This window comes from Diaphorobacter sp. MNS-0, assembly GCF_019602835.1.
Lineage (GTDB): Bacteria > Pseudomonadota > Gammaproteobacteria > Burkholderiales > Burkholderiaceae_C > Diaphorobacter > Diaphorobacter nitroreducens.
Genome location: NZ_CP080761.1, coordinates 2,217,853 through 2,242,444, shown reverse-complemented (window position 1 = coordinate 2,242,444; position 24,592 = coordinate 2,217,853). Strand labels below are relative to the sequence as shown.

The window sequence follows — 24,592 nt, the reverse complement described above, 5'->3', positions numbered from 1 at the left end:
CATCTTGAAACCCGTGAGGAAGCATGTTTTTTCAAGGGAACAGTCAGATCTTTGAAAAAGTGTCTGTGCAGCATCTATAATGGAGGGCTCCGGAGAGGTGGATGAGCGGTTTAAGTCGCACGCCTGGAAAGCGTGTGTGGGCTAATCCCCACCGCGGGTTCGAATCCCGCCCTCTCCGCCAGATACAGCTCTAAGTCATTGATTTTCAAAGACTTTCAGTAAAGTCATCAAACCGTTATACGGCTGGTTATACGGTTACTTTCAGCCAGTTTTGGCTCAGAAAGCGGCACTCCCACCAGCCTGAAGAAGTTCTAGAGCCCCTGGCCCTAGAACTTTTTTTCATTGGTGGCTTCCCTTTTGACATCCACCCCCACCAGCCCGGTACCAAGCGCCAGTGCAGCCCCCTGCGGCTTTCCTGCCAGCGCCACCATGCCGCACATCAGCAGCCAGTGCTCGGTCGCCTTGAGCGCCGTCTCCAGCGCCCAGCGCTTCACGTCAGCCACTGGCATATCTTTGGGCACCCATACTGCTTCATCCCAGTGCCATGTCGCCAACCATGTGGCTTGGTGACCGCCATTTGCACTGGCATACCGCAACTGCGGCGCCCGGTGCCCCGCAGCCTCAAACCGCTCGGCAATGGCCGCTTGGTGCATTGCCGACAGCCGCCCCTCCCCCTGAATCTCAAGCCACAGCCCCAAGCCTTGTGCCCAACTTCGTTGGCGCAGTCGCAGCGCTGTGACTACGGGGGAATTGGCTTGTAGTTCCCTCGCCTGAGGTTCAAGCGCCACGCCAGCTTCGCCGTGACGCAATGCCGACGTTGGTGATAACTCAACACGCCATTCGTCGCTGCTTGCGGCGGAGCTTGTTTCTTGGGCTACATGCACCTGCAACGCTTCGGCCACACACTGCCACCAGAGCACCCGCAGGCCTGGCGCATCATCAACCCCCATCGCTGCCCGCTCCCAATGGGCTACTTGCCGAGCCAGCACCCTTTGCGGCACACCCATTGCCTCTGCCGCATCCCGAAACGCCAGCATGGCTGGCCCCTCACTCACCGAATGCCCCAGCGCCCTGCGGGCAAACCGCAGCACCCAGGCGTGGTCTGTACGTCCTGACTTGGCTTGCCACAACAGCACTACCGCTACAGCGCCCAGCGTATCGAGCGATTCCCGCAAGGCTTCTTCAAACCCACTCGTGCCCATCCACGCATGCCACTGCCCCAGCTCGGTAACGTCATACGCCGCCATGAACCACACCAGCACGCGCAGCGCCCGTACATGCTCCTGGGCTTCCACACCCCATAGCAAGCGCGCCACTTCGGCATCGCCTTCGTCACTTTGCGGGTTCTGCTCCAGCAAGCCCTGAAGATCCCGCCAGGACGCCAAGCCCAGGCGATGGCGCGCGTGTTTGCAGAAATACCGCACTGCAGCCATGCGCTGGGGTTGCGCAGGCGGGGTGTGCAGCGCCGTATCCAGCACTTCCAGCACCAATTGCGCCGTACCGTCACCGGCTTCGTGTGGGGAGGCCAAACCAGGCAGGGGCAATAGGGGCGGCAGCTCCAACAGCGCAGTGAGCAACCGCTCCAGCGGCGGGGGCGTCAAGGAATCGTCGGTCATCACAAAGCACCTCCAAGCAAAACAACTCAAAAACGAACTCCCGCCCGCCATGCGCTCATGCGGCAGCGGCACTTGGCTCACAGCCCAGCGCTACGGGAAGCGGAAGTTCAGGAAGAAGAAAAGGGAAAAAGGAAAAAAAGAAAACGAGCGAAGCTGAACGACACAACTGCCGAACGGCCTACTCGCCCTCTTGCGCCTGAACCACAGGCGACAGCACCAACACCGCGTCGATGTTCACGCGCTCACTGATCGTGGCCACCACACGCCGTGGCTGTTTGCTCGCCCAGCCGGTCAGCATGGCATTCCACGGCACCAGCGGTATCGGGGCCATGGCCGGGTCCAGCACCAGCAAGTCAGCGGGTTCCTCTGCCTCAAAGCGCATGCCCACGGCCAGCACCCAATGCATGTAGCGCTCTGTAGAAAAGCACACCAAGCACAGCTTTCCATCGGCCAGCGCATCCAAGGTGCGTTCAGCCACGCGTGAGCGCAATTCCTTGCAGTGCACCTGCTCGGCATAGGGGGCCAGCTGCTGTTGCAGCTCCTGGACCTCGCAGCCATCGAAGTAGTACCGCTGCGCCACTTTGCGCAGCGCTTGCAGGCGCACATCGCGGGTGTCCCAGATCAGCGCATTGCGCCGCACTTGGCCCAGCACCATTAATGCCATCAAAACGCAGTGGTAGCCGCAAGTGGCATCCACCTCCCCCTGGCGCACATGCAGCCGCTGGTTGCCCACCATGGGGCCATGCATGCCAGCACTGATGCGGGGGTGGCAATGGTAGGAATGCAGCATTGCTCAGTATTCCTCCGGCAGCAGCAAGGTGGTCGAGCGTCGGTCAGCCTCCGTGATGATCCACAGCCTGTGGTTCGGGGGGATGTCATAGGCCGACAGCAAACGGCTGCCGTAAGTGAGCGCCGCAGCGTTCGCCTCCTTATCCTCTTGGCACAAGTCACCCCAATCCCCCGCGACGTGGCGCAGCACAAACGGCAGCGGTGCCAACTGCAGTGCTTCGAGCATGTCGAGTGCACCGGGGGTGATCAGCACGGTGCCCAAGCTGAACAAGGGAGTGCGTTGTTGTTCATAACGCGCGCATGCGGCGGCCTGACCAGGCGAAGAGGTCATGGGAAAGCTCCTGAGAAGAAGAGAAAGGGAAAGGGAAAAAGAACGAAGCGCAGCTATACGCTCGGCACTACCGCCAGCACGCCCTGGCGCGATCCGCCACCACACAGCCCACTACCACCGCGATGACACGGCCACGGCGGTGCCACGCGTGCTGTCATGGCGACAGCCGCGCGCACGCTACCGTGGGATTACGGCGCGAGGGAAATCAAGCAGGGGGATAGGAGAAACGACCTGGGAATACAGGCGGGGAGAAAGCTGATATTGATATGTCGAATCGATGGCAAATCAAATATCGAGCAATATCATTATATCACAAAGCAAAATCAACAAAATAACAGCCGAATATCATTCAATATTCAGACCTCAAAAGAAAGCCATTCAAATCCCAGAAATATCAAAGGCAGAATTTGATGGTCATCACTATTTGAATAGTGCAAAAGGCGCTAAAAGACCAAGTGTTTAGCGCTATCCTCATAGGCTTTACTGGAAAAAAACCTCATGAGTACCTACCAAGAACTACTGGCTCAAAAAGCTGCACTGGATCAACAAATTGCCGTGGCGCGCAAGGCGCAAGCGAAGCAAGCGCTGGAAACGGTCCATGAGTTGATAGCCGAGTTTGGCTTTACTGCGCAGCAGGTCTTTCCTTGGAAGCCTGCGGTCAAAAGCGTGGCGGCCAAGTACCGCGACCCGCTGACGGGAGCGAGTTGGAGCGGCAGAGGAAGAGCGCCAAAATGGATCGAAGGGAAGAATCGGGCAGAGTTTTTGGTTTGACTCGCTTGTTGCTGCAAATGCTTGGCAGTGGTCACCAATCTCATCGACGGTCGCTGGTAACGTGGCCGCTTCAGGCTGCGAGCGGTCGGTCATCACGCCGCCGATAGACTGCTTCGAGGAAGAGTCGCCACTGGGCGTCCTCGCCACGCTCGCTTTCGCGCGGCCGTCCACAAGGTACGTAGAAAAACCACACGTTCTTGATAGTCTCTACGCCCGTAGCCGCTCAATCTCCGGGCTTCGCCGGCAACGCTCAGCCTGAGCATCCTCGAACTGTTGTCGAAGTCTGCCTAGTGGTATCCGGCCTCCGTGTCGTCCCAGTCTTGCATGCGCCGAGCGTGATCGGCGTCATCCTCTGCCTGGGTGGTTTTGCGCTGGATGGCGACGACCAGTGCGTCGCCTCCTGAGAGCAAGTCTTCAATCAGCGTTTGAAGTGCCGCGGTCGTGCTGCTGTCCGCGCCAATGTAGCCCGATTGCAGAAGACTGTGGAAGGCTGTCTGGCGCATGTATCGTCCCTCTAAGGCCGTGTAGCTTAGGTGTACCTTTTTGGATCGCGGTGCTCTCGATGGACCACGCGCCAGTGCTTTGAAGTGTTCCAGCGGAAGGAGGAAGCTCGATTCCGAATCACCGTAGCGGCGGACGAACTTGAGGTAGAAGAAGTCGTCGGAAAGCCGATAGCTCTTCTCTGAACTCACTACGCGGCGGGAAAACCGCTGCATCGCGCTCAGTTGCTTGGACAGGTGACGGTCCTGAGTGTAGGTCCAGTCGTCGCGCCCGCCCGCGCCGTCGTGTTCAAGCATCTTGTACTGGACCATCACGAGGTTGTCGTGGAAGTGGTTGACGTAGATGAGATCGACACCGAACACCTCCTCTAGCTTCTTGCGATTGGCGGTGATGACCTCTAGGGTCTGCTGGCCCTTGCGGAACATCGCGCGCCCGGTGGCATCGCTGCCGACGAGCTGGAACTCAGGGACCTGGCGCGCATCGTGCTCGATCACCGAATCCTCCATAAGGCGTGCGCCGACCAGCCGGCTCTCCTTGCCCTTGACGAGTTCGAGATGCACGGCGGGCGCATCGCCCGAAAGCCCGAAGGCCTTCAGCGCCATGTCAATCGCCTCCCCCTGCAGTCGTGCGGAAGGACCGAGAGGAGGTGGCTCGAGCCCGGCGGATACCATGCGCAACGCGCCATGGTTGCCCCGGGAGTTGGCCATCGTGTCCACGAGGATCGCGCTGAGCTTGGGCGACAGTTTTATCACCGGCGACGGGTCTGCCAGGCGTGCGGAGAATCGCTCTGCGGCGCGTGCCTCCTGGATCAGTCCAACCAGTTGCGACGCTGACGGCGTGACGCGCGCGGTTCTCTCGACCTTGATCCGTGTGTCGAGCGTCGCAGTAACCTGCTTGGACTTGATGACACCCACGTAGAGCATCTCCTCGCCATCCTCGTGATCCTGGAGGCCTCGCAAACGCGTGCCGGTGATCAGGCACAGGCAGGGAGCGACGACTTCGCGCAGGTAATCATGCGGAATGTTGAGCGTGAACTCCCGCATGCCCTTCCTGGAGTTCAGGATGGCGCCGTATTGATGGTCTTCGAGTCGAAGGATGGCTATCGGGCGGCGGGTCACGAACCTTCGCAGGAAGGACTGCCACCCTGGGGTGGTTGAATCGGTCACGGGTAAAAAGTAAGACGGTGGATCTGACGCCATACCGAGCGACGGCCTGCGTGTGGTCGACGCGCACTCGATGGCTAGTTTGTAGACCGACGCTTCCAATCACGAGGTATAAGGCCCTTGCCCGACGCCTTGGTCCAGCGCTCCTTCGTCGCGGCTACGTAACGAGGGTCCGACGGAAAGTAGGCATGCTCAAGCAGAAGTACTTGCAAGCCGCTGCGCGCCTCAACCTCCTTGAAGAGGAAGTCGATGTGCTGTCGCATGGCCACATAGTCCTCGTCGTCGGAAATCGATATCTCGTCCGGTCGGGATTCTTCTATGTCCGAATCGACCTCGGCGACATCCTCATCCCCTTCGTCCTCAACTTCATCGGCGTCCTTACTCTGATTCGGGAAGTAGGGACGGCTGAGCTGGTCGAGGACGATGACGCCGGGTACGGGCCTGCGCTCTTTCTCGAAATGCCTTTGCAGTCCAAACGCCAGTGCTACGTGGACTGCCAGCCAGTTCTGATCTGAACCTAAATCCGCCATCGAAAGCACCGCATCTTCAGGCCCGGCCTCAATGACAGAGATGGAGGGCTCCCGGGCCGAGAATATGAGCTCTGCGTCAACACAGGGCTCAACCTTTGGCAGCTTCGAGAAGGCTTCAGAGGCGTACTGTGAGACGGCGGCTTCCGCACGACGCATGCGGATGCGTCGGTTGTCGGCGTCAATCTTCGCTTCCAGTTCCGCAATTTCATCCCGCTGTTTAGTCAGGTCTTTGGCAGGCTTCAGAAGCTGGTCGTCGATAGTTTCAAGGAAATATGTGGCCTTGCCGCGGAAGAAGTACTGCAGCTGAGCAAGGTCGGCAAATTGCTTGGCCTCGGCAATCTGGTTCAGCGCCGACGCGACCGCAGCATCGAGTTCCCTCAGAAGTCCGCTGAGCTCTTCAACTCGCTTGTTCAGCTGCTCTGCCGCTTCGCCGATCTGCGGTCGAAGGCGCCCAACTGCACTGGTCTCTGCACGAATAGTCTCGAGTGATCGCCTCATGGCGACGGCGACTTCGGCGCCAGCGGCAGTTTCAGACTCACAGATCGGGCATTTGGTGGGAACATCCAGCAGGTGAAGATGCTCGGCAATCCGGAGTTTCTGCTGCTGGGTACTAACCGCAGCCTCGTAGTCCAATGACTCCTGTTCCGTCACGGCCAGCGCTCGAAGCTTGCGCTTAGTCTGGTTCAACTCCTTCAGTGTGGCTTGGCGGCGCTCCTGCAAGCTGTCAAGCTGGTCAGCGCCTGGGTATTGCAGCGGACGAGCTGCTGGCGATGCTGCCCTGCGCAACATGCCGATGAGGAAGGCTTCGTCAGCTCCTTCGGGCGGGCGTTCTACAAGTCCAAGTTGCTGCGCTTCACCAAGCAGCACCCGCGACCTTTGCTTTAGCAAGCTGTCCTTTGCGACGCGGGCCTCTTCACGAGCAGCGTCGATCTCCAAGGCTCTGCGCGCCTGTCGAAGGCGTCTCTCGGCCGCCGCCGTTGACCCATTCACCACGCCCAGGAAGTAGGGCATTGTCGCGATGATGGGGGGAGCTTTGCGACTATCGTCAAGCCCATGAAGCAGGACCGTCTCGCTGTCGATAACCTCCTTGGTGACGAACACGTATGGCGCGAACTGGCGGATCGACGGTCTGTCCAGCGAATCTCTTTCGGGTTGTTCGGAGTCTCCTATAGGCATCGCCTCGATGCCGAACGCCTCGCCCAACCTAGCCTTGCTGACTGCCACAGGCCCTCTGCCTTCAAACTCTTCTACGGAGCGAGGTACCTTCAGGTTTCTCCCCGTAGTCACATACATGTAGGAGTTTGGCGCCTTGCCGACAAGCGGGACTTGGCGGCACGAGATCATCTCTTCGGTACCCCTTACCCACTTGACTCCAACAGCAACACAGCGGCGCCGTACATATACAGGAAGCTGGCATTTTGACGACCCCAGGCAATAGTCCAATGCCTTGATGACCGCCGACTTGCCTGTGCCCGATGCGCCGGTGATGATGTTCACGCGGTCAGCGTCCAGTTCGATGATGCGGAAAGCACCTTCCTCGCCAATGAAGAAGACGCTTGCGATGTTCCATCGTTTCATACAGATACTCCCAATGCTTCCAGGACCGACCTGGGAGAGCCCATCCCAGCCATCCAAATCCCCAGCAGGCGGGCCCGTTTTAAGGCAGCGCCAGCCACGCCGGTCGTCACCGCTGCCGGAAACGTCTTACGTGTGCTCTCAACACCTCCGTCGGCTGTGAGCTTGAAGATGCCGGCGATGCAGCCAAAGCGGATGGCGGCGGTCGTGATTTCCAGCGTCGAGTTGACCTTCTTTGCCAGGTCGACTGACACCTTCGGGTTTCGGCTCATCCAAAGGGTGAACCCGGTCTCCCGATTGCAGCCTTCAAAGGTCGGCGCCAAGTCTTCCGAGATCGCGAGGGGTACGACTAGGTATAACAACGCCGCTGCCGGGCAGACTCCCGGCCGAGCAGCCTGGTAGGCTGAACAAAACTGTGCGAACACTGCACCACAGAACGCCGGATTGGTCTCGGCGAACACGTCACGCGCGGCAATCATGGGCAGCCCTTCAACAGGGTCACGTAATCTGGGTGCCAGCCAACACTCTGCTCAACCGCTAGAACCTGATAGCTGCCACGCACGTAATAGGAAGCGCTCCAGTTTTTCGCGAAGGGGTCGACTTCCTGGTGGGCCTGACTGAACGACCACCGAAAGATCGCCAAGCCGGCGGCCTGCTTTTCGTTCTCCGAGGCTGACTGATGCTGCTCCGTCATCGGCTCATGCCGGTCTCTCCATTCTTGGACGAGATATTCGTCGTATCGATGGATACGGCCAGCCATGTCCGCTCGATCAGTCATCCACTTGTGACGCTGGGACCGTGCTTTCCATTCTTCGCGTTGCGCCGACCGAATCTCGGCTTTGGTGCAGTTCACGAGCTGTAGTTGCGTGGCAATCATGGACGGCGGGCTGTGATCGTCGGGTGGAGCCTCGAACTGGAAATCGGCGAGCAACTCGTCGCGTGCCAGCTCGCCAGCCATCTCGAGCAATCGCTGTTGAACCTCGAGTGTGGTGATGAACCGCTCTCTCTTGGCACAGAACGAGTACACAATCTGCAGATCCCACCACTCCATGAGGCGCCGCGAAATCGCTTCACGCTGGTCGGGAGGGAAGTTCGTGAGCGCGTTCGCGATGTCGCGTTGAATCTTTTTGATGTCGTTCGCAGCAGGCTGGATCGTCGCCTTGGACAGGAGCTTCTCTCGGGTAACCTCCGCGAGGGCAAGATAGGCAGAACAGCCGGGTAGCCGCTCAATGTGCGGCAAAGGTCTCTTGCCATTCTGCTTGGCTGCAGAGTGCTCATTCACTACGCGTTGGGCCTCCGCCTCCAAGAGTTTCAAGAGGCCTGTGCGCGACGCCTTTTCATCAAGGAGCGGCGCCAAGACGCTGCTGGGCGGCAGCGGAGCCACAGTGACGAGTTGGAAGCGCGTGTCGTCAAGGCTTACCTTTGGCAGTACGTCGATCCATGCCTTGAGTGTCTTCCAGAGGGCCACGGAAGCCAAGCTAACCCCCGCTGGCTTCTTGCTCAGCGAGTGCTTTAGTTGAACGAGCAGCGATCGGCCGTTTAGGGCAATCTCCACATCGTCTAAACGCTCCAGACATACCGCTGCATCGTCTTCAACGGCTTTGACAATAAGCAGCAGCCCGTATAGCGATTGATAGTAGAACCCCAACGCCGCATCGATAGCGGAGTGATCGTCTACTGTGACCGTTGTCGCAGAACTCACGTTGCCCCCTCAATCTCCACTTGTTCGCCGCGGGCGTCTGCCCCTAACCGATCACATGCGAAGCGGTCAATTTATGTTCGCAAACTGTAACAAGTTTCAGGGCGTGCTGAAACATTGGCTGCGACCACTCCGAGCGTTTTGATTGGTCGCCAACTATGAACACGCAGGATGGATGACAGAACAGCCTCCACGATCGTTAGGGGGCCAGAGGCATAGCGGATGAATTGATAACAGCTTCGTGCAAGGAAGCAGACATGCAGCACCGAATGTCGTACGACGGCTATCGCTGCATTCCAGCAGCCCACATAGTGGCATAGCTACTCTTCTGGACCCGAACGCATTCTTTGCGCAGGTAATTGCTGACCTAACAAACGCTTGCGCCAAAATAGTGCAAACGCCACAAAAACATCGGGAGGAACCATGGCCAGACGCAAGAAATCCAGTCCACTAGAAGATGTCCTGGACTTGCTTGCCATGCTCCCCTGGTGGGTCTGCTTGGTGCTCGCAGCGGTCAGCTATTTCTTGCTGCACCGCCTAGCGGTACCCATCCAAACCTCTGACATTCAAGGCCAAGGAGGCGCCATGGTGGGGGCCATGATGCAAAAGGCCATCATCCAAGGCCTGGCAAACGCCGGTCAGTACATCGTGCCGCTGCTGTGTATTGCAGCGGCAGCCCTTTCAGCCTGGCGGCGCAAACAGCGCCAAGCCCTGGTTTCGGACGTGGCACAAGCACGCAATGCCGACGCCCTGGACGGCATGAGCTGGCGGGAGTTTGAGCTGCTGGTCGGTGAAGCCTACCGACTGCAGGGATACCGCGTGGCAGAAATCGGCGGGGGCGGCCCTGATGGCGGTGTTGACCTCGTCCTAGCCAAGGGTTCGGAAAAATTCTTGGTGCAGTGCAAACAATGGAAGGCCTACAAGGTGGGCGTGACCACCGTGCGTGAACTCTATGGCGTCATGGCTGCCAAAGGTGCTACGGGCGGCTTTGTCGTCACCTCGGGGCGGTTCACGAGCGATGCCAAAGACTTCGCCCAAGGGCGCAACATCGAACTCGTTGATGGCCCCCGGCTCTTTGCCATGATTCAGCAGGCACGGGGCGCCCAAGGCAAACCAGCAGCCGCACAACGCGAGATTCCCAGCTCAATGGGGAGCCCGGCACCTCACCCCCAATCGACAATCCAAGCTCCCCAGGCTACCGCCAAGGCTCCTGCCCAACCTGAATGCCCACGTTGTGGTGCCTCTATGGCACTGCGCACCGCCAGACAGGGGGCCAATGCAGGCAACACGTTCTGGGGCTGCGTATTCCACGCGATGGCGGACACGATTCCATGCTGATGGCGGACAGTGTTCCAGCGTGATGGCGGACAGTGTTCCACGCTGAAGGCGGACAGCATTCCAAACTGATGGCGGACACCTGCGGGGTGTTCTGAGTGACCCGAACGCGGCATACGCTGCCCGGTTTTTTGACCGGAACAAGCGATGCCCACACCCAGGGTCACCATGAGCAAACTACGACACACACTGCAACTGCTGCACGGCGGGGTCTTGAGCACCCGTCAAATCGGTGCCGCCCTCGGCATCTCCAAATCCACTGTCAGCGAGATAGCCAGCTACGCGCGCGTGGCCGGCGTGGACTGGTCACTGGCCCAGAGCCTGAACGACGACGAACTCCAGGCCCGGCTCTACAAGCCACCCGTGGCGCGCGAGTCCCGGCACCTTGAACCCGACCACGCCCATATCCACCGCGAGCTGCGCCGCCCCGGTGTGACCCTGCAGCTGCTGTGGGAGGAATACCAGCAACAGCACAGCGGGCAGGCGTACAAGTACAGCGCCTTCTGCGAGAAGTACAAGGCCTGGGCCCGGCGCCTGCAGCGCTCCATGCGCCAGACCCACACCGGCGGCGACAAGCTCTTTGTGGACTACGCCGGCCAGACCGTTCCCGTGGTGGATGCTGACACTGGCGAGATACGCCAGGCCCAGGTCTTCGTGGCCGTGCTGGGTGCATCGAACTACACCTACGCCTGCGCCACCGCCAGCCAGAAGGCCACCGACTGGGTGGCCAGCATCATTGGCGCGCTGGAGTTCATCGGCGGCGTGCCTCGTCTGCTGGTGCCCGACCAGCCGCGCGCCCTCATGGCCCGACCCGACCGCTACGAGCCCACCGCGCACCGCCTGCTCGAAGAGCTCTGTGCGCACTACAGCCTGGCCGTGATGCCCGCGCGCCCGGCCAAGCCACGCGACAAACCCAAGGTGGAGGTCGCTGTGCAGGTGGTCGAGCGCTGGATTCTGGCCAGGCTGCGCCACCAGACCTTCTTCAGCCTGGCCGAGATCAACCGGGCGATTGCCGCCTTGCTGTTGGACTTGAACCAGCGCGCGTTCAAGAAGTTGCCGGGCAACCGCACCAGCGCCTTCGCCGAACTCGACCAGCCAGCCCTGCGCCCCCTGCCGCCGGTGCGCATGCCCATCGCGCGCTTCAAACCCGCCCGCGTCAACATCGATTACCACGTCGAGCTCGACGGCCACTACTACTCGGTGCCCCACGCCTTGGTGGGCGAGCCGGTGGAGTTGCGCATCACGGCCGGCACGCTCGAAGTCCTGCATGGCGGCAAGCGTGTGGCCGCCCACGCCCTCAATCCCCGACGGGGTGCACACACCACCACGCCCGAGCACATGCCGGCCTCGCACCGGGCGCACCTGCAGTGGACGCCGGCCAAGCTCATCGCCTGGGGTGAGCGCGTGGGCGCGGCCACCGCCGCCGTGGTGCGCTGGCAGATGGAGCACCGCCAGCATCCCGAGCAGGGTTACCGCTCCTGTCTGGGCCTCATGCGCCTGGGCCGTGAGTACGGGGCTGACCGGCTGGAGGCCGCCTGTGCGCGGGCGCAGTCGATTCGCTCACCGTCCTACAAGAGCATCGCCTCCATCCTGGGCTGCGGCCTGGACCAGCGGCCGCTGGATGCACCGATGGCCGTGCAGGCGAGCCTGCCGCTGCACGAGAACGTGCGCGGGCCGGGCTACTACCACTGACACCGCGATACAGACAAACAAAGCACCAACGACCATGCTCAACGAACAGACCTTGAACCAACTGCGTGCCCTGCGCCTGGACGGCATGGTGGCCGCCCTCAGCGACGCGGCCACCCACATCACGGCCAGCGAGCTGCCCTTTGAACAACGCCTGGCGCTGCTGGTGCAGCGCGAGGTGGACTGGCGTGACAGCAAGCGCCTGGAGCGCCTGTTGAAGGCGGCCCGCCTGAAGGTCTCCAGTGCCTGCCTGGAGGACATCGACTGGCGCGCCAGCCGGAGCCTGAGCCGGGAGGTCATCAGCAGCCTGGCCGGCGGGGACTGGCTGCGCCATGGCCACAACGTGCTGGTCACCGGCGCCACTGGTTGTGGCAAGACATGGCTTGCCTGCGCACTGGGGCAGCAGGCCGCACGCCTGGGCTTCTCGGTGCTCTACACCCGCGCGCCACGGCTGCTGCAGGAGCTGCACGTAGCCCACGGCGATGGCAGCCTGGGCAAACGGCTGGCGCAACTGGCGCGGCTGGACCTGCTCATCCTGGACGACTTCGGCATCGCGCCGATTGCCGCGCACGAGCGAAACGACCTGCTGGAGTTGCTGGACGACCGGGTGGGTACTCGCTCGACGCTCATCACCAGCCAGTTGCCAGTAACGGCCTGGCACGCCTGGCTGGACGAGCCCACGCTGGCCGACGCCATCCTGGACCGCATCGTGCACGGCTCACACAAGATAGCCCTCAAGGGCGAGTCGATGAGAAAGCTCACCAAGGCCGTCTGAGCCGGCCGCGCCGACCGCCATTCCACGCTGATGGCGGACACTTCGGCTACGATTTGAGCGTCACTCAGGACACCCGCGCAACGTGTCCGCCATCGCCTGGAACGCTGTCCGCGATGGAAATGGAATCACTGTCCGCCATCAGTGGAATGCGCACTGGGGCTGCACCACCTACCCCAAATGCCGGGGAACCGTAGCTGCCAGCTAGTTCGAGTTTGAAACCAATGCGCTTCTTGTCTTCTTCACGTTTGAACCTGACCCGCCACCTTCATTGGTCGTTCGCCCTGCTGGGCTTGTTGAGCTTCAGTCTCTCTGCCCACGCACAAAAGCCCGTCTACCGCTGCGAGACGGCAGGCAAGGTGAGCTACTCGGATGCACCTTGCATGGGGGCCAAGGAAATCGACACGACACCCACACAAGGCATGGACAAAATGACCGGTGCCAGCCGCAAGGGTGCTGATGTGCAGCGGGCTGAACACAATGCCTTGATGGCCGATGCCTTGAAGCCACTGACGGGAATGAGCCCTGAGCAGTACCAGGTCTACAAGCACCGATTCAAACTCAGCCCCAGAGACAAGGCGGAATGCACCCGGCTGGATACCGAACTGCCAGAACTCAAGCAGCGAGCAGCCACAGCCACAGCCACTCCCACCGAAAAAGCCCTGGCAGACGTGGAGCTGTACAAGGCCCGCAAACAGTTCAACAACCTGAACTGCTAGCTCAGATCCCCTTGAGCAGGGTCAGCACCTGCTCCGGCACTGCATTGGCTTGCGCCACCATGGCGGTGCCTGCGTTTTGCAGGATTTGCTGGCGAGCTAGCTGTGCCGTCTCTTGGGCAAAGTCGGCATCGACGATACGTGCGCGGGCGGCTGCGGTGTTTTCTGACGAGATTTCCAAGTTGGCAATGGTGGCTTCAAAGCGTGACTGCACAGCACCCAGGTCAGCACGAGCTCTTGATACTTGGTTGATGGCCGCATCAAAGATACGTAAAGATCGACTTGCATCCGCTGTGGAATCAAAAGATATCTGATCTATTGTTGTCTGTTTGGCGGAAAACCAGCCGTTGGATGGTAAGAGGCCGATTTCATTTCCATCAACGTCATAACCACCATCCCACTTTAATGAAATTGGGGAATCAGACACGTACGAAATATCCCCAATAGCATATGCGTCATCAATTCCAAACTGCCCGCTGCCCAACATGGAATTAGCACCATAGAACCAACTGTATGAAACTCCATATTCACTATAGTTGGCATCTGCCAAGCTGACAAACGCAGCTGGGTTGGAATTATTTAGTACATGGATGTTTTCTCCAGTATCGCTCACTAGGCGAAAAAGCGGATAGTTGATTGGATTCCCATTTAAATCCGTTGAGCCACTAGGCAATTCGGCAGGACGGAAATCCTCTGCCCGAATACCAGTGATGCTCGATAGCTCATTGATGGAGCGCATAGCAGCCAGCCCTGCTGCACTGGAGCCATCCCAGTTTAATGAGAGAGTTCGCGCTTTGCTGTAGTCTTCGCCAGCAACGAGACTGATTGTCACCACGCCATTCGGATTCGGGGGGATGACCAAAGTTATTTTTGTTTTAGCTTCTATTTCTACATCGTTAGGTGAATTGGATTTCAGTTTTTCTGCAAGATCGGCCATTGAAAATATGTCTTCTCCCGGAAATTCAACACCATCAATGCCAAAGGTTCTTCCTGCTGGTAGTGAAGTAGCAACCCAGTTATTGAATCCTTGTGAAGCTCCCCGCGACAACACGAAAGAGTCTTCTAGAAACCTACCGTAAACACCAACAGTGCTTTCCTTCAACGCGGGCACTGACACATCAATGGTCTGCCCAGCGTTGGCTCCCACCTGAAACGTCTGCGCGGTGAAGCTGCCGTCCAAAAGCTTGTGACCATTAAAGTTGGCCGTCTGGGACATGCGCTCGAACTCTTGAAGCAATTGGGAGTATTCGGAGAACAGGGCTTGGCGGTCACTCCGGGAGTTGGTGCCGTTGGCCGCCTGCACTGCCAACTCACGGCCACGCTGCAGGATTTCGGTCATCTTCTGCATTGAACCCTCGGCCACCTGAGCCAGCGAGATGCCGTCGTTGGCGTTGCGCTTGGCGGCGTCCATGCCTTTCACCTGCGTCAGCATGCGCTCACTGATCGCCAAACCCGCCGCGTCGTCCTTGGCCGTGTTGACACGCAGGCCCGAAGACAGGCGCTGCATGGTCGTAGCCAGGCCTGCCTGGTTCGCGCTCAAGTTGCGCTGCGCATTCAGCGAAGGAACGTTGGTGGAAATGGTCAGCGCCATGCCATTCCCGCTGCTTCAATCCTCGCCGCAACGGCCCCTATCGCACCAACGCCAATGAGCGCATTCCTCAGTCCGTTCGAAGTCTGCCTCCCCGTCATTGATGCTCCTCCTGCTGCTACAGGCCATCTCGACCTTCGCCCTAAAACTACGTAAATCGTAGCCATTGAGAATATTCAGATAGGCAGCCATCAAAGGCAGGAAGTAGCTGGTGATAGCTACGCAATTCGTAGCTTCGAGGGAAAATCGGGGGAGGCAGGGTGACAGCCCGGGGCTTTCAGCACGCTATCGTGCTCAGCACTTCCTGGCGAGCCACTGAAGAGGTGCTGGCCGCGTTCATCGTCAGGTTGTACGGCCTGTACAACGCAACTCGTAGTATCGACAAGCCCGCATAACTACGACTCTCGTAGTCCTATGGGACGAGAGATGTCAGAGGCGGATCAACGGTGGGGAGCCAGGCTCAAGCAAGCTAGGCTTAACGCTGGCTTGTCTCAAAAAATGCTGGGTATCGAAGCTGGGATTGATGCCTTCGTAGCGAGCACGCGGATCAATCGTTACGAGCTGGGCATCCACCGGCCTGACTTGCTCACCGCGCGCAAATTGGCCAAGGTGCTGAATGTGCCTGTGGCTTTCTTCTTTGCGGATGAGGATGATGACATTGCAGAGCTACTTCTCGCGTACAAGAAGGCGGGATCACCCCTGCGCCAAAATATCCTGAAGTTGCTGTCCGATTCATAGGCAGCTGTAGATGCCTGCGACTCTGAACTACGAGTGCGCATTATTGGCTAGTTGTGTTGACCTCCCTCCCCCTTAGTCCAGGAGATCACTCAGAGATGAGTAACCCATCTCCAGTGATCACCACGTCAGACAGATATTCAGAAGCGTAGGCATAAGTGATCTCAGCCAAAAGCTTGTACTGAATTCGCGATGCGTTTCTCCTGACCAATCTGCGTGGTATAGAACCGCTGCTCAATACCGTAAACTAGCAGCTTTAGCTCTCCATCCCCTGGAATCTCAAATTGACCTGTTTTTGCGTCAAGAGTGAGTGAGTTCTGGCAGTATGCGTTGATATATGAAATCATAGCCTGCTTGTCTTGTGCAGGCAGTGCGGCCAATGTTTCTAGTGCTAGCGCGATTCGCTTACGATTAGGTTTTGAAACTTTCTCTGCGTCGAAACCATTTGTGAGCTTTATAAATGGCTCTTTCAGGAAATGGCGAACCTCTTCCTGTGTAGCTTCTTTGTAGAGTTCGTCAATACCAGGAAATATGCTGGATATAGTTGCAAGACTCTTGAAGGCGAGTGTATCAATCGCTGGATAGTAGACCGCATCTGGCTGAGAGTTGACTACAAGCCTCTGCTTGTTGTCATCGACTTCTGCTGCATCGCCGAAATAGATGGTCTTCTGTTTTAGGAACAAGGAGGGCGTTACTTTTTGAAAATACAGATCCTCACCTTGAACGGCGCAAAGGTAGGTGATGTCAGTGAATCTACTCTTTGGCAGATCGTTGTAGTTCTTTATGTCAAAGGGTTGCTTTGCAAAGCCTGGGCAGTACTCCTGAACAGATAAGTCTTTGACAACAAACCATGCATCTTCGTCCAAGTTATGGTCGGTTTTGTATGCCACGCACAACTTCGGATCTAATTTCACAGCCTCATACAGAGTTTTGTCCGAAATAAGCTTGAAATGAGTCTCTTTCCGGAGTCTCTTCACCTTCGCGATCACATGATCCATCAAATCACCCCCTCTCTAAAAAAGTGTAGTTGTTGATCCGAAATGCCCGCTGTATAACAACATCATCTGGTGTCTTATATTTTTCCTTGCTAATAAGAAATATCGACGCTCCCGCACTCGTTTTTATGGTGTAGAAATCGTACCCGTACAGCAAAAAAAGGGGATTAAAGTACAGCGCCTGTGATTTATAAGTAAATAAAAATAGAACGCCATATACAAAGAAGAGTGTTTCCCAGTTGCCGATACTTAATGCCACAAAAAAATAACCAAGGTAGCTAGGAAGAAAGCTGTTGTTTGCGTGTTCGATGCTGGCAACTTGCCCCTTCTTGAATTCGTCCTTCCCGAGTAGTTTTCCCAGCCAAAGGCTTAGACCGGTAAAGATGATAGGCACCACCATGTAGAGAATATATGAAAGGTAGTTTGGGAGTTCAGCTAAATACTTAATGTCAGGAAAGAAGTACGACAAAGCGTACCCTTTCTGGACAAGGAAGGTAATTACAAGCAATGAGGTTGCATTGAAGGCCAGAAGGATTCTAAATATTCTGTTGAAGTCAGATAAGTTTAAGCCCACGATATCCTCCGTTTAGTGAGCTTTACCGCCAATTTCGACAGAAGTCGTGGCGCAATATGGCTCGATCATTTTTGCTCCAGCAGCCCATCCACATCCTTGAGCTTGCGATAGATAGCTGGGTTTTCGCCCACCGCAAGCGCCTTGAAATGCGCCGTGCCGCACTTGATCCGGGCGCTTTCTGCATCACGCAAGTCGTCATCGAACAGGCTGCTCTTGGTTTCCACCACAAAGTACAGCATCTCCTGACCATCGCGCTCCACCAGCACGGCCCAGTCGGGGTTGTAGGTTCCCAATGGAGTAGGTACTTTGAACCAGCCGGGAAGCTTGGCATAGACCTTGATGGCCTCATTACGCTCCAACGCCTCGGCGAAGTCACGCTCGACCGTTGAGTCATACACCACGTGTTCGTAAACCGATTTCGTGGTGTCCTGCACCAGGTTCTTCAGGTAGCCCGTCAGCTCTTCGGTCTCGAAAAGCTCCTGGGCATAGAAATGCTCATCGCCAAGTCGCTGGTACTTGATGCCGTCCACCAACGCCAGCCGCTTGCAGCGGTTGATGGCATCCGCAGCCAACTCGATGAACTGCTGCGGGTTGCGCTTGAAGTCGTTCAGCCGGTGGCATTCGGTCAGAATGCGAGCAATCGTTTTGCGGGTGAGGTGCGTTCGATCCTGCAGCTCCGTCAGAACGTCGGGCAGTTCAATGTCACCCTCGTTCAAAGTGATCGAATCAGACACTGACAGCAGGGACGCATCGACGCCGGCCTTGTTAATCGCCATGCCGGCCTTTCTCCATTGCAGCCGTGTCTTGGCAACGGGAGGGGCGTCGTTCAAGGCTTCAATACAGCGTTCGATCAGCTTCTCATTGTCAAACTGCACCCGGTACGTGGTTTTGTGTTTGATGCGATCCCACAGGGCGCGGAATTCTGGGCTGATGAGCACCGACTTACGCACGGCAATCTGTTTGCGGTCATCGGCGTTCTTGACTTCCAGCTTGCCGGAAAGCTTCTTGAGCACCGCGACGACTTGCTGACGTTGTGCCTCGAACTCATTGGGTAACGACAGGGTGCCGTCCTTCAGCGCAGTCTTTAACGTGTCCTGCACCTTGCCCTTGTCATTGATGTAGCCCTGTGCCTTCAAGTGTGCCCACAAGGTCTTGGAGGCCTCAAAGCCCATTGGCTGTACGTCACCGGCAGCTTGCACCACGGCAATGCCAGCAAACTCGTGGTCTTGCACCACGCCAAACAGAATCCCGGTGTCTTTCTCGATGTCTTTCTGCAGGTTCTCGGCGAACTGCTCATAGCTTTCGGTGGCGATCACCGTCAGCGTGTTGACCTCGAACCCGCGCAACCGCTCACCCTTTTGGTTCACGCACAGCCGCAAGCCTCGGCCAATCGTTTGCCTGCGCCAACGCTCGGTTTCACGGGTTGAGAAGTTGCAGATCTGGAAGACGTTGGGGTTGTCCCAGCCCTCCTTCAGGGCAGAGTGCGAAAAGATGAACTTCAATGGCGACTCAAAGCTCAGCAGCTTTTCTTTGTCGCGCATGATGAGGTTGTAGGTGTCATCGTCAGCCGCTGTGCTGCCACTGGTGTCCTTGACCATCTCCACCGTCTTGCCACCGATCTTTTTCTTGTCGATGGAGAAGTAGCCGTTGTGCACCTCGTGGGCGGCCATGCTCAGGTCCACCTCGGCAAACAGGCTTTGGTAGTCGGGGTGACGTGCCCAGCGTTTGTATTCTTCCTCGAACATCAAGGCGTAGTCCCCCTTCACCGGGTTGCCTTGGTCGTCGTACTGGCGGTACTTCGCCACCTCGTCGATGAAGAACAGGCTCAGCACCTTCACCCCCAGCGGGCGCAGCCGTTTTTCCTTGTCCAGGTGCTCCTTGATCGTGCGGCGGATCATTTCGCGTTGGATGGCACTGGCTTCCACATCGCCCCAGGCTTCACCCACCCGCAAGTAGACCTCGCTGCCAGGCACTTTCAGCTCCAGGTACTGATCGCCCTTAGCGGTACGGATCTCACCAATACGGATGTCGGCGTACAGCGGGCGGCCCGTCTCCTGTTCCAGGTCAAAACCGTCTTGTACTGTGATGACATCACGACGCACCACACCGGCTGCGTTCTCACGGTCCACTTCGATGCTGGCCGTGATGACACCACGCTTATTGCTGACCGCTAGCAGCTTGACGTAGGGCTTGTTGTTACCCCCTTGCACCGTGGCTGCAGCAACCTCAATCTGCTTCACCAGCCGCTGCTCGTAGGCATCCACAGCGTCGAGCCGGTACACCATGTTGTGCTTGTCAACGTGCGTAGCCGAATAGCGCAAGGTGCAAAGGGGTGACATGTGGGCCAAGGCCTTCTTGCCTTTGCCGTCAATGCCGCCGTCCACGCTCTGCGGCTCATCCACGATCAAGATGGGTTGAGTACCGCGAATCAGGTCGATGGGGCGCTCACCGCCCGTTTTCTCACTGGCGCGATACATCTTGTTCTTGGACTTTTCCCGGCGTTTGGCCTCGTCCGACTCTTCTGCCAGCGCGGCAGTTTCATCCCCGAACTTGTTGATGGCACCGACCGTGATGACCATGATCTGGATGTTCGGGCTGGTCGCAAAGTTACGCACCTGGCCGAGCTTGTCCGAGTCGTACTGGAAGAACTCGTAGCCTTTGGCACCGGGGTACAGGGCCTCGAAGTGCTCACGGGTGATCTGCAGTGTCTTGTTCACCCCCTCTTTGATAGCGACCGATGGCACCACAACCACGAACTTCGTGAAGCCATACCGCTGGTTCAACTCGAACACGGTTCGCAAGTACACGTAAGTCTTGCCCGTGCCGGTTTCCATCTCCACGGTGAAGTCCAGCGGCAGGGACGCAGACAAAGGCTGAGACGGCGGTAGGCCATTGCGAAGCTGAACCTGTTGCAGGTTGGCATTCAGCTCTTCGTCGACCACCAGTTGCAGCGCATTGCCAATGCCGCCACTTTCAGTGAAGTGTTTGCCCTCAAAGCTCTGCTGAGCATCCCCACCCAGCGCCTGTGCTGTGACCGTAAAAACCGAGCGGCAGACCTCCTGACCACGGAACAGGTCACACACCGCCTCGATGGCCTCCCTCTGGTAAGGCAGGTCGGATTCAAAATGCAGTTTCATCAGAGGCTCCGCACCTGCTTGATGCCATGCTGTTCAAGAATTGCCGCCAGGTTGCTCTTGGCAATGTCGTTCTCGAACGCGCTGTCCCGGAAGACGGCTGTGGTGTCACCCACGGTGCCTTGCTCCTCGCGCCAGGCGGCCAGACCCAGAGCCAGCGCCTCCGCGTCAGACGCCTTGATGCTTTCATCCAGGCAAGCCATCAGCACACCGGCGCCGACGCTGCTGACTTGTTTGCCTGCAATTTCGCGTACTTCGATGGGAACGCAAAGGTCCAGCCCGAGCTTGAGCAGGATTTCGTAGAGGATGTCGTCGCTGCTGCGGCCTGTTTCTAGGTGTTCGAGGTGATCGAACAGGGATGTTTTCAGGTCGCTTGCCTTGGGGTTCCAGACACGGATGTTGGACGTATCAAGTTTGAAGACACGGAAACCAACGTCCCCTTTGAACAGTGGACTGTTTTCTTTGACACGTTTTCCGGCACCTTTAATTCGTGCTTTGGTTATGTCGGCAATTGAAGTCCAGCCTGCACTTTCCGCTCCGGGAAGAGGCTCCGGCAGTTGAACCAAGATACAACGTCGATTACCGCCATCTTCTGCGTTTTGCTGAAAAACAGCATCCATGGTGCTGCCCGTTCCCGCGAAAAAATCAACGACCAAATCATTATCATCGGGGTTGGTGGCAATCTGTAGGATGCGGCGCAGCAACCGAGTTGGTTTCGGTGTGTCGAATACCACATCAGAGTTTGGAAAATCCACGGTGGCAATCAGTTCCTTTTTTGCCTCCTGCGTGTGCCCAACCTCTTCATAGGACCACAAAGTTTGAGGGACCCTCCCGCCTTGCACATCGGACAGAAAACGTTTGAGACGCGGCATATTATTGCCATCATTCCCCCACCAAATTCGATTATCTCGATCAAGCTCGTCAAATTTTTCTTTTGACACGCGCCAGTATGTTCCTGAGGGTGGTCCATCAATTACCCTGCCTGAAGGGCAAGTAACCGGATATGTGCCTGCTCCGTAAAAGTTTCTGGCAGTTAAGTTGTCAGATGCCCAAGGTCCCCGCTCGTCATTGTCAAGATTTCCATACCTGGCTTCCATTTCTTCGCTACGAGGCAATAACCGAGGGGTCCATTTGTCCGCATTTTTTGCATAAACCACGATGTAATCGTGATCTTCAGAAAAGTGTTTGGCAGAATTCTTGGGGGCAAAAACTTTCCGCCAAATCACGCAAGCGATAAAGTTTTCCTCACCAAACACTTCGTTCATGACTGCACGAAGATTGTGAATCTCATGGTCAGCAATGCTGACAAACACTACGCCATCGTCGCGCAGCAGGTTTTTTGCCAATTTCAGACGAGGGTAAATCATGTTGAGCCAGTCGGTATGGAAGCGACCGCTGGCATCAGTGTTAGTCGTTAACTTGGCCCCGTCCTGAGCTTGTCCCGTCAGCTCCAGGTAGTTTTTGATGTTGTCCTGAAAGTTATCGGGATAAACAAAGTCTTTGCCCGTGTTGTACGGCGGGTCGATGTAGATAAGCTTGACCTGGCCGCCCTTGTTGCCATAGCTCTTCTGCAGCAACTTCAGCACTTCGAGGTTGTCACCCTCGATCATCAGGTTTTGCGTCGTTTCCCAATCAACGCTTTCACCCGGGCAGGGGCGGAGGGTGCCGGTGCTCGGCGTCAGCGCAATCTGCCGCGCCTTGCGCTTGCCATGCCAGTTCAAGCCGTACTTCTCATCCCCGTCATAGGCAGTGGCATCTCCTACCAGCGCCTTCAGTACGTCCACATTGATGGCCGCAGTTCCTCCGGTTTCAGTCAACAGTTCGGGAAACATGGCCCGCAGCTTGGCAATGTTTTCTGCCACCAAGTCGGCGCTTTGCGCCTCGGATGCGTGCGCTTCGATTTTTTTAATGGTCATTTCGTTGATCTCTTGTGATTCAGGGGCATCGGCGAACTCAAACGTCCTGCGGATTACCCATTTGGTGATCGAAGGACTGACGTATCAGCCCCATCACATACGGTAGATCGTCCATGTTTGATAACCCCACCTCTACGTCACCGTTGCCCCAACGGCCAATGTTTGAAATGTCCCGGCACATGCCCTTGGGGTCCTCGATGTCTTCAATGCTCAGATTCAGAACGAGCAACAATCGCTTTGCTTGTGGCACCACATCGACAAAGTTGGTTTCCGCTTTGTACGCTACGTACAACTTCAAAAATTCTTCGTTCACGCAGGGGTCCAGCGCGAGGATCGCTTTACGTAGCGCCTCGAACAAACCTTGCATTGGGCCGCTCGCCAAGTGGGGATGGTCAGTGATGGTGTACTGCTGACCGCCCTTGGCGGCTGCCGGTCGATAAGCATCCAACACATCAGCAGCGAGTTGCGGCGCGGTCCAGACCTTGGCTGCCTCGGTCGCCAACCTGGTTGCACGTGCCTTGATGGCATCTTCGTCCCACTTTTCGACCTCACCCAACCCCTCGTTCAGGTTCAAAGGGCTGTACTTGAAGCCGATCTTCTTGCCATCCTTGCTGGTGACCTGATCGCGCTTGTATGCGAAAGGGTGATCGCTGTATTCGCTGTTGTAGCCGGTCAGTGTCAGATTACCCAGTGTGTGCAGCCATGTTTGCTGAACGCGCTGCCATTCGGGGCCAAGTTCGGTTTGCCACTCAGCAGAAAGTGCTTCGTTTTGAGGCATGACGTGCTCGATGGTGTAGTCCTCCACCACCACCCGCTCTTTCCGGCCATGGTTTTCAAGGCGACGCAACCAGTAGCTTCGGCTTCGGAAGTTGTACAGGTCCCGCAGTTTGATTTCCCGTTGAAACTCCTCGTCGCTGGGGAAGCGGCGGTATGACGGCAGCAACAAAAAAGCCGCCTTCACGCTTTCCAAATAGCGGTCCTTCTTCAGGGTGCCGCTCATGCCCGCAAACGTTTTGTTCAACGAGTTCGTGGGGATGGCACAAATCGCACGGCGGAAGACGTAGCTCTCTACCAACCGCACGATGGTCAGCACTTCTTCGCTGGTCAGGCGGCCCTGCTTCAAGTCGTGGTACACGTCAAGCAGGAAGGGATAGGCCACATCGACCTTCAACTCCCGCAGATCATGGAAGGCCTGCTTGAGCGCACTGTCTTGCTCTGCTCCCAAGGCCATCGCGCAGTAATAAGTGGCGTAGGCATGGATGTCGGTTACCAAGCTGGTGATGTCGCCCTTGAAGCTGGCAGCAAAGCTCTTGAACGCGGTGTACACCTCGCGCACATTGGGAATTTCACCCGTCTTGGCGGTCAAGTAGTGACGCATGAAGGGGTCAAAGTGCACCCCGTAGGCAGTCTGCCCAAACGCTTTCTCCATGGGACGCCAGTACGTCTTGTACAGGTCGGTTTGCAGCTTGGGCTCAAGCCCCATCAAGATGTAGTTGCGAATCAGGTCGGCCTGACTGAGTTCCAAGCCGGTGGAGTTCATGCTCTCGAAAATGAGCTGCGGATTGTCTTGTGAGCGGTCCAGCGACACGTCCACGATCACGAGCTTGGACAGTCCACGGCAAATGGCTTCCAGTTCGCCCTGATGGGCTGCAATCAGCTCCTGGAACAGCTCATAGTTCTCCACGATGCGGTGACTGGCTTCAGTTGGCATCGGGGCGTTGTTCAGGATCGCCAACAAAGTGTCTTTGTCGGTCTCCGAAAGGATCAACTTGTAGTGGCGTTCGCCATCCTCGTAGGGGTTCAGCAGGTAATAGTTGCGAAGTTTTTTGGTTGAAAACGTCTCCAGCAGCTCCGCTACGCCCTTGGCCTCGAAGTGCTTGGCAAGGGCGGCAATCAACAACGTACTCGTGGTCAATCGCTGTTGCCCGTCGATGACCATCAACGGCTCCTGCGCCACCACGTTGTCTTGCCCCCGTTTGACATAGACGACTGCGCCAATGAAGTGGGCCTTGATCGCGTCGCTACGTCCTGCTCGCAGCAAATCCGCCCATAGTTGGCGACATTGCGTGGCCGTCCATGAGTAGTTGCGCTGGTAGATGGGAATGGCGAACTGCGGCGATTTTTGCAGAAACAGGAGCAGGCTGGCTTCGGTTGCTTTCACTC

Annotated in this window: 19 protein-coding genes and 1 tRNA gene; 7 read left to right on the top strand and 13 right to left on the bottom strand. The window is 57.4% G+C overall.

Annotated features, from left to right (window positions below):
• Positions 1-91: 91 nt before the first annotated feature.
• Positions 92-181: transfer RNA gene (locus K2L43_RS10655), tRNA-Ser, on the top strand.
• Between the two features lie 145 nt (positions 182-326).
• Here K2L43_RS10655 and K2L43_RS10650 read toward each other — a convergent pair.
• The 3 genes from K2L43_RS10650 to K2L43_RS10640 form a co-directional block, all read right to left on the bottom strand.
• On the bottom strand, positions 327-1,616 hold the full coding sequence (locus tag K2L43_RS10650) for a hypothetical protein (RefSeq protein WP_220637518.1): 1,290 nt from the start codon (positions 1,614-1,616) through the stop codon (positions 327-329).
• A 178-nt stretch (positions 1,617-1,794) separates the two neighbouring features.
• Positions 1,795-2,406, bottom strand: coding sequence for a hypothetical protein (locus K2L43_RS10645; protein WP_220637517.1), 612 nt, complete (start codon positions 2,404-2,406; stop codon positions 1,795-1,797).
• A 3-nt stretch (positions 2,407-2,409) separates the two neighbouring features.
• Positions 2,410-2,736 carry a hypothetical protein gene (locus tag K2L43_RS10640; protein WP_008903593.1) on the bottom strand — a complete coding sequence of 109 codons (327 nt, stop codon included), beginning with the start codon at positions 2,734-2,736 and terminating at the stop codon, positions 2,410-2,412.
• 498 nt (positions 2,737-3,234) lie between these two features.
• Between K2L43_RS10640 and K2L43_RS10635 the strand changes: the two genes are divergently transcribed.
• Entirely contained in the window at positions 3,235-3,507 is a 273-nt protein-coding gene (locus K2L43_RS10635; protein ID WP_220637516.1) for an H-NS family nucleoid-associated regulatory protein, read from the top strand.
• 287 nt (positions 3,508-3,794) lie between these two features.
• Here the strand turns inward: K2L43_RS10635 and K2L43_RS10630 are convergent, their stop codons facing one another.
• From K2L43_RS10630 to K2L43_RS10615, 4 genes are all read right to left on the bottom strand, one after another.
• Complete coding sequence (locus tag K2L43_RS10630; RefSeq protein ID WP_220637515.1) at positions 3,795-5,174, bottom strand: hypothetical protein; 1,380 nt, start codon at positions 5,172-5,174, stop codon at positions 3,795-3,797.
• Positions 5,175-5,248: 74 nt separating this feature from the next.
• A complete protein-coding gene (locus tag K2L43_RS10625; RefSeq protein WP_220637514.1) occupies positions 5,249-7,279 on the bottom strand; it encodes a DUF3732 domain-containing protein in 2,031 nt (676 codons plus the stop codon).
• Positions 7,276-7,755 carry a three component ABC system middle component gene (locus K2L43_RS10620; protein ID WP_220637513.1) on the bottom strand — a complete coding sequence of 160 codons (480 nt, stop codon included), beginning with the start codon at positions 7,753-7,755 and terminating at the stop codon, positions 7,276-7,278. The genes K2L43_RS10625 and K2L43_RS10620 overlap by 4 nt, the downstream gene beginning before the upstream one ends.
• Positions 7,752-8,978, bottom strand: coding sequence for an ABC-three component system protein (locus K2L43_RS10615; RefSeq protein WP_220637512.1), 1,227 nt, complete (start codon positions 8,976-8,978; stop codon positions 7,752-7,754). The genes K2L43_RS10620 and K2L43_RS10615 overlap by 4 nt, the downstream gene beginning before the upstream one ends.
• Before the next feature lie 420 nt (positions 8,979-9,398).
• Between K2L43_RS10615 and K2L43_RS10610 the strand changes: the two genes are divergently transcribed.
• The 4 genes from K2L43_RS10610 (at position 9,399) to K2L43_RS10595 (ending at position 13,490) form a co-directional block, all read left to right on the top strand.
• Entirely contained in the window at positions 9,399-10,313 is a 915-nt protein-coding gene (locus K2L43_RS10610; RefSeq protein WP_220637511.1) for a restriction endonuclease, read from the top strand.
• Between the two features lie 144 nt (positions 10,314-10,457).
• Positions 10,458-12,002, top strand: a complete 1,545-nt coding sequence (gene istA / locus K2L43_RS10605; RefSeq protein ID WP_220637510.1) for an IS21 family transposase — start codon at positions 10,458-10,460, stop codon at positions 12,000-12,002.
• Between the two features lie 34 nt (positions 12,003-12,036).
• Positions 12,037-12,774: an IS21-like element helper ATPase IstB gene (istB, locus tag K2L43_RS10600; RefSeq protein WP_220637509.1), complete on the top strand. Its 738-nt coding sequence runs from the start codon at positions 12,037-12,039 to the stop codon at positions 12,772-12,774.
• Between the two features lie 245 nt (positions 12,775-13,019).
• Positions 13,020-13,490: a DUF4124 domain-containing protein gene (locus tag K2L43_RS10595; protein WP_255580431.1), complete on the top strand. Its 471-nt coding sequence runs from the start codon at positions 13,020-13,022 to the stop codon at positions 13,488-13,490.
• A 1-nt stretch (position 13,491) separates the two neighbouring features.
• Here the strand turns inward: K2L43_RS10595 and K2L43_RS10590 are convergent, their stop codons facing one another.
• Positions 13,492-15,078 (bottom strand): flagellin, encoded by a 1,587-nt coding sequence (locus K2L43_RS10590; protein ID WP_255580430.1) that lies wholly within the window; start codon positions 15,076-15,078, stop codon positions 13,492-13,494.
• A 423-nt stretch (positions 15,079-15,501) separates the two neighbouring features.
• Between K2L43_RS10590 and K2L43_RS10585 the strand changes: the two genes are divergently transcribed.
• Positions 15,502-15,813: a helix-turn-helix domain-containing protein gene (locus K2L43_RS10585; RefSeq protein WP_099656070.1), complete on the top strand. Its 312-nt coding sequence runs from the start codon at positions 15,502-15,504 to the stop codon at positions 15,811-15,813.
• Between the two features lie 161 nt (positions 15,814-15,974).
• Here K2L43_RS10585 and K2L43_RS10580 read toward each other — a convergent pair whose 3' ends face one another.
• The 5 genes from K2L43_RS10580 to K2L43_RS10560 form a co-directional block, all read right to left on the bottom strand.
• Complete coding sequence (locus K2L43_RS10580) at positions 15,975-16,700, bottom strand: hypothetical protein (RefSeq protein WP_199173431.1); 726 nt, start codon at positions 16,698-16,700, stop codon at positions 15,975-15,977.
• A 112-nt stretch (positions 16,701-16,812) separates the two neighbouring features.
• A complete protein-coding gene (locus K2L43_RS10575; protein ID WP_220637508.1) occupies positions 16,813-17,205 on the bottom strand; it encodes a hypothetical protein in 393 nt (130 codons plus the stop codon).
• Positions 17,206-17,444: 239 nt separating this feature from the next.
• Positions 17,445-20,516 carry a type III restriction-modification system endonuclease gene (locus tag K2L43_RS10570; protein WP_220637507.1) on the bottom strand — a complete coding sequence of 1,024 codons (3,072 nt, stop codon included), beginning with the start codon at positions 20,514-20,516 and terminating at the stop codon, positions 17,445-17,447.
• Positions 20,516-22,429 (bottom strand): site-specific DNA-methyltransferase, encoded by a 1,914-nt coding sequence (locus K2L43_RS10565; RefSeq protein ID WP_220637506.1) that lies wholly within the window; start codon positions 22,427-22,429, stop codon positions 20,516-20,518. The genes K2L43_RS10570 and K2L43_RS10565 overlap by 1 nt, the downstream gene beginning before the upstream one ends.
• A 37-nt stretch (positions 22,430-22,466) precedes the next feature.
• A complete protein-coding gene (locus K2L43_RS10560; RefSeq protein ID WP_220637505.1) occupies positions 22,467-24,590 on the bottom strand; it encodes a DUF262 domain-containing protein in 2,124 nt (707 codons plus the stop codon).
• Positions 24,591-24,592: the final 2 nt, after the last annotated feature.

What these genes read in the sequence shown, in the direction of transcription:
- K2L43_RS10650 (WP_220637518.1), bottom strand. Translation starts at nt 1,616, where the DNA reads ATGACCGACGATTCCTTGACGCCCCCGCCGCTGGAGCGGTTGCTCACT.
- K2L43_RS10645 (WP_220637517.1), bottom strand. Translation starts at nt 2,406, where the DNA reads ATGCTGCATTCCTACCATTGCCACCCCCGCATCAGTGCTGGCATGCAT.
- K2L43_RS10640 (WP_008903593.1), bottom strand. Translation starts at nt 2,736, where the DNA reads ATGACCTCTTCGCCTGGTCAGGCCGCCGCATGCGCGCGTTATGAACAA.
- K2L43_RS10635 (WP_220637516.1), top strand. Translation starts at nt 3,235, where the DNA reads ATGAGTACCTACCAAGAACTACTGGCTCAAAAAGCTGCACTGGATCAA.
- K2L43_RS10625 (WP_220637514.1), bottom strand. Translation starts at nt 7,279, where the DNA reads ATGAAACGATGGAACATCGCAAGCGTCTTCTTCATTGGCGAGGAAGGT.
- K2L43_RS10620 (WP_220637513.1), bottom strand. Translation starts at nt 7,755, where the DNA reads ATGATTGCCGCGCGTGACGTGTTCGCCGAGACCAATCCGGCGTTCTGT.
- K2L43_RS10610 (WP_220637511.1), top strand. Translation starts at nt 9,399, where the DNA reads ATGGCCAGACGCAAGAAATCCAGTCCACTAGAAGATGTCCTGGACTTG.
- istA (WP_220637510.1), top strand. Translation starts at nt 10,458, where the DNA reads ATGCCCACACCCAGGGTCACCATGAGCAAACTACGACACACACTGCAA.
- istB (WP_220637509.1), top strand. Translation starts at nt 12,037, where the DNA reads ATGCTCAACGAACAGACCTTGAACCAACTGCGTGCCCTGCGCCTGGAC.
- K2L43_RS10590 (WP_255580430.1), bottom strand. Translation starts at nt 15,078, where the DNA reads ATGGCGCTGACCATTTCCACCAACGTTCCTTCGCTGAATGCGCAGCGC.
- K2L43_RS10585 (WP_099656070.1), top strand. Translation starts at nt 15,502, where the DNA reads ATGTCAGAGGCGGATCAACGGTGGGGAGCCAGGCTCAAGCAAGCTAGG.
- K2L43_RS10575 (WP_220637508.1), bottom strand. Translation starts at nt 17,205, where the DNA reads ATGGTGGTGCCTATCATCTTTACCGGTCTAAGCCTTTGGCTGGGAAAA.
- K2L43_RS10570 (WP_220637507.1), bottom strand. Translation starts at nt 20,516, where the DNA reads ATGAAACTGCATTTTGAATCCGACCTGCCTTACCAGAGGGAGGCCATC.
- K2L43_RS10565 (WP_220637506.1), bottom strand. Translation starts at nt 22,429, where the DNA reads ATGACCATTAAAAAAATCGAAGCGCACGCATCCGAGGCGCAAAGCGCC.